The sequence below is a fragment of the Christiangramia qingdaonensis genome (assembly GCF_048381525.1).
Classification (GTDB): domain Bacteria; phylum Bacteroidota; class Bacteroidia; order Flavobacteriales; family Flavobacteriaceae; genus Christiangramia.
On the sequence record NZ_JBLWIM010000012.1, the window covers coordinates 626,836 to 630,191 of the forward strand.

General features: G+C 40.4%; 3 protein-coding genes. 2 read left to right on the top strand and 1 reads right to left on the bottom strand.

The window, feature by feature from the left end; genetic code table 11:
* On the top strand, positions 1-936 hold the full coding sequence (locus tag ACNI3T_RS07795; RefSeq protein ID WP_322301403.1) for a ribose-phosphate pyrophosphokinase: 936 nt from the start codon (positions 1-3) through the stop codon (positions 934-936).
* A 52-nt stretch (positions 937-988) separates the two neighbouring features.
* Here the strand turns inward: ACNI3T_RS07795 and ACNI3T_RS07800 are convergent, their stop codons facing one another.
* On the bottom strand, positions 989-2,578 hold the full coding sequence (locus ACNI3T_RS07800) for a Ppx/GppA phosphatase family protein (RefSeq protein WP_418227335.1): 1,590 nt from the start codon (positions 2,576-2,578) through the stop codon (positions 989-991).
* Positions 2,579-2,796: 218 nt separating this feature from the next.
* Here ACNI3T_RS07800 and ACNI3T_RS07805 point away from each other — a divergent pair.
* Positions 2,797-3,356 (top strand): 50S ribosomal protein L25/general stress protein Ctc (locus ACNI3T_RS07805; RefSeq protein ID WP_418227336.1); only part of this gene is annotated, 560 nt, incomplete at its 3' end.

Genomic DNA, 3,356 nt, shown 5'->3' on the forward strand with positions numbered 1-3,356 from the left:
ATGCCGACTACGGAAGCTAAAATCTTTAACTGTACACAAAGCCAGGAGCTGGCCGAGAAAATCGCCGATCATTACGGCACTCATCTTGGGAATGTGATCACTTCCACGTATAGTGATGGTGAATTTCAGCCATCTTTCGAGGAGTCTGTAAGAGGAAGCAGGGTTTTTATTATTGGCTCTACCCATCCCGGTAGTGACCACCTGATGGAAATGCTTCTAATGCTGGATGCTGCTAAACGTGCTTCAGCTAGACATATTACTGCAGTAATGCCTTATTTTGGATGGGCAAGACAGGATCGCAAGGATAAACCCCGTGTGCCAATTGCCGCTAAAATGATCGCAAGTATACTCGAAACTGCTGGCGCAACCAGGATCATCACAATGGATCTTCATGCCGACCAGATCCAGGGATTTTTCGAAAAACCTGTGGATCACCTTTACGCCAGTACTGTTTTTCTTCCATACTTAAAGAATCTTGGACTTGATAACCTGACCATCGCTTCTCCTGATATGGGTGGTTCTAAAAGAGCTTATGCATATTCCAAAGCATTAGAAACCGATGTGGTGATTTGCTACAAGCAAAGAGCGAAAGCAAATGTGATCTCCCATATGGAGCTAATTGGAGATGTTACCGGGAAAAATGTAGTCCTGGTAGATGATATGGTTGACACCGCAGGAACTCTAACCAAAGCAGCAGATCTTATGATGGAACGCGGAGCTTTAAGCGTTCGTGCCATCTGTACGCATCCTGTACTTTCTGGTGAAGCTTATGAGCGTGTAGAAAAATCTAAACTTGAGGAATTAATCGTTACAGATTCCATTCCACTAAGAAAGGAAAGCAAGAAAATCAAGGTAGTAAGCTGTGCAAATCTTTTTGCAGATGTGATGAAGAGTGTAAATGATAATCGCTCCATTAGTGAAAAGTTCATCATGTAACTTCAGTATTTGATATAACATTAAAAAAAAGCCGGTTCTAAACCGGCTTTTTTTATGTTTGATTCTGTTTGTTTTGATTTTCTATCGTGATGATCTCGATCTCTTTTCCAGTAATATCCTTCAGGAGATCTGCCTTGCGTAAACCTCCCCACACTTCCAGTTCCGGATCCCCGAGCGTTGTTATTTGCAACCTGATCTTTTCCGAAGATCTAATGATCTCCAATTCCTGAACGTTCTGGTAGTGACTGCGATCCAGGCCATCGGCAAGACGGAGTAAAGCAGCTAGTTTCTCGATCCTTTTGCGTAGTTTCTTGGATAACTGCTTATAAAGATAATGTCTCTTTTTAGGAACAGTTCTTCGGTGATAACGAGCGGTATGCGCCATAATATTGATCTCATCTTCGTTGAAACCACGTAGATCTGCATGTCTTATTATATACAGCGTATGTTTGTGATGTTTACGATAGTTGATATAATAACCAATATCATGCATTAAGGCTGCGTATTCCAGTAGCTCGCGATCTGCCTCTTCCAGTTTAAGATCTTTTTGAAAAGCATCGAATAACTGCAGACTCATCGCTGCCACATGCCTAGAGTGATCTTCCATCCAGTGGCATTTGCGTAAGAGTTCATGAACACTGCGTTTTCGCGGCTCAGGATAATTAGCGACCAGATCAAGTTTTGGACGTTCCTTTTTGATAAAATCGAGGATCATCCCATCTCGAAGCGCAGCTTCAGAAATTTTGATCTCTTCAATTTCAAATTCCTTAACAAGATATTTCACCAGCACCATTCCCGGGTTGATGATATCTATCCTTTTTTCATCCAGTTCACTAATATCTTCCCTTTCTTTCCGATCAAGCTGAATAAAATTCTTGTAGAGTTTTTTAAATTCTGAAACATCAAAAACCAGTTCGTTCAGGCTCATATTGGCCGTATGAGAGTTTCTGTTGGCGATCATGGCGCCTATATTCTCCATGGTTCCGGAACTTCCAATAATGGTTCTAACTTTATGTTTTGCTAGTATTTCTGAAAGTTCACCAAGTTCTTTTTTATAATGTTTTTTTAAATCTTTGATCTCTTCTTTGTTAATAGGATCATGAGAAACAAATTTGGCCGCCATGCGGGCAACGCCGAGTTTCAAACTTTGAGAGTAGAGAAATTTCTCATTATTACCCAGAATAAATTCCACACTTCCTCCTCCAATATCTACCATCAAGACCAGTTCTTCAGAAAGTGCTATACTATGCTGAACCGCCAACCCGATTAATGCTGCTTCCTTACTGCCCGAGATTGCTCTTACTTTGATGCCAGATTCAGCTTTCATTCGTTGAATAAAATCTCCTCCATTGGTGGCTTCCCGTATGGCTGAAGTGGCGAAGGCGATGATTTCTTCCACGTGCATGCTATCGCATAGAAACTTAATTCTTTTCATAGCGTCAAGGCCACGTTGCATGGCTTCTTCACTTAATTTATTATCCATTCCTTTTTCGGCAAGAATGACCATTTCCTTCAATTTGTCTACCGTTCTAAAACTTCCATCAGGATAAATATCTACCAGTACGGCATGAAAAGAATTTGTGCCAAGATCGATCGCGGCTATTCGCTTGTTGGCATTTACAGTTTCAGATGGGTTCTCCATGTACTTCAGAATTAAATAAGCTTCAATTTATACAAATAATAGATGAACTTCCAGTGAGAGATACCAAAATCATGATCTCTGTAATTCATCTGAACTTTTTAAGGATCAGTATTTTATAGATTCAGAAAAAGCTTTACTTTTGCAACCTCAAAATTTTGGCAAATGAAGGCAGTCCAAAGCGGACCCGACGACATTTGTTATAACTTTAAATTACAACAATGAAATCAATTACGATCAACGGATCTAAAAGAGAAAGCGTAGGCAAGAAGGCAACGAAGGCACTACGTAATGCTGGACAGGTTCCTTGCGTATTGTACGGCGTAGAAGGTGATCCACTACACTTTGCAGCAGAGGAAATCTCATTCAAAGACCTTGTGTACACTCCAGATGTACATACAGTTAAAATTAAATTGAAAGATGGAAAATCTTTTGATGCAATTCTTCAGGATATTCAATTTCACCCAGTGAATGATTCTATCCTTCACATCGATTTCTACCAGATCTTCGATGATAAGCCAATTACAATGGAAATTCCTGTTCACACTGAAGGTGTTGCAAGAGGGGTTAAGAACGGTGGTGTGCTAAGATACAACCTTCGTCGTCTTAAGGTAAGAGGTTTACCTGGAGATCTTCCAGATTACATCGTTGCAGATGTGTCTAAACTTAAAATCGGTCAGAAGCTTTATGTAACTGGTGTTGCTAGTGAGGATTATGTGATCCAGCATCCAGATAACACAGTAATCTGTCAGGTAAGAACTTCTCGTAACATTGTTGCTCT

What these genes read in the sequence shown, in the direction of transcription:
- ACNI3T_RS07795 (WP_322301403.1), top strand. Translation starts at nt 1, where the DNA reads ATGCCGACTACGGAAGCTAAAATCTTTAACTGTACACAAAGCCAGGAG.
- ACNI3T_RS07800 (WP_418227335.1), bottom strand. Translation starts at nt 2,578, where the DNA reads ATGGAGAACCCATCTGAAACTGTAAATGCCAACAAGCGAATAGCCGCG.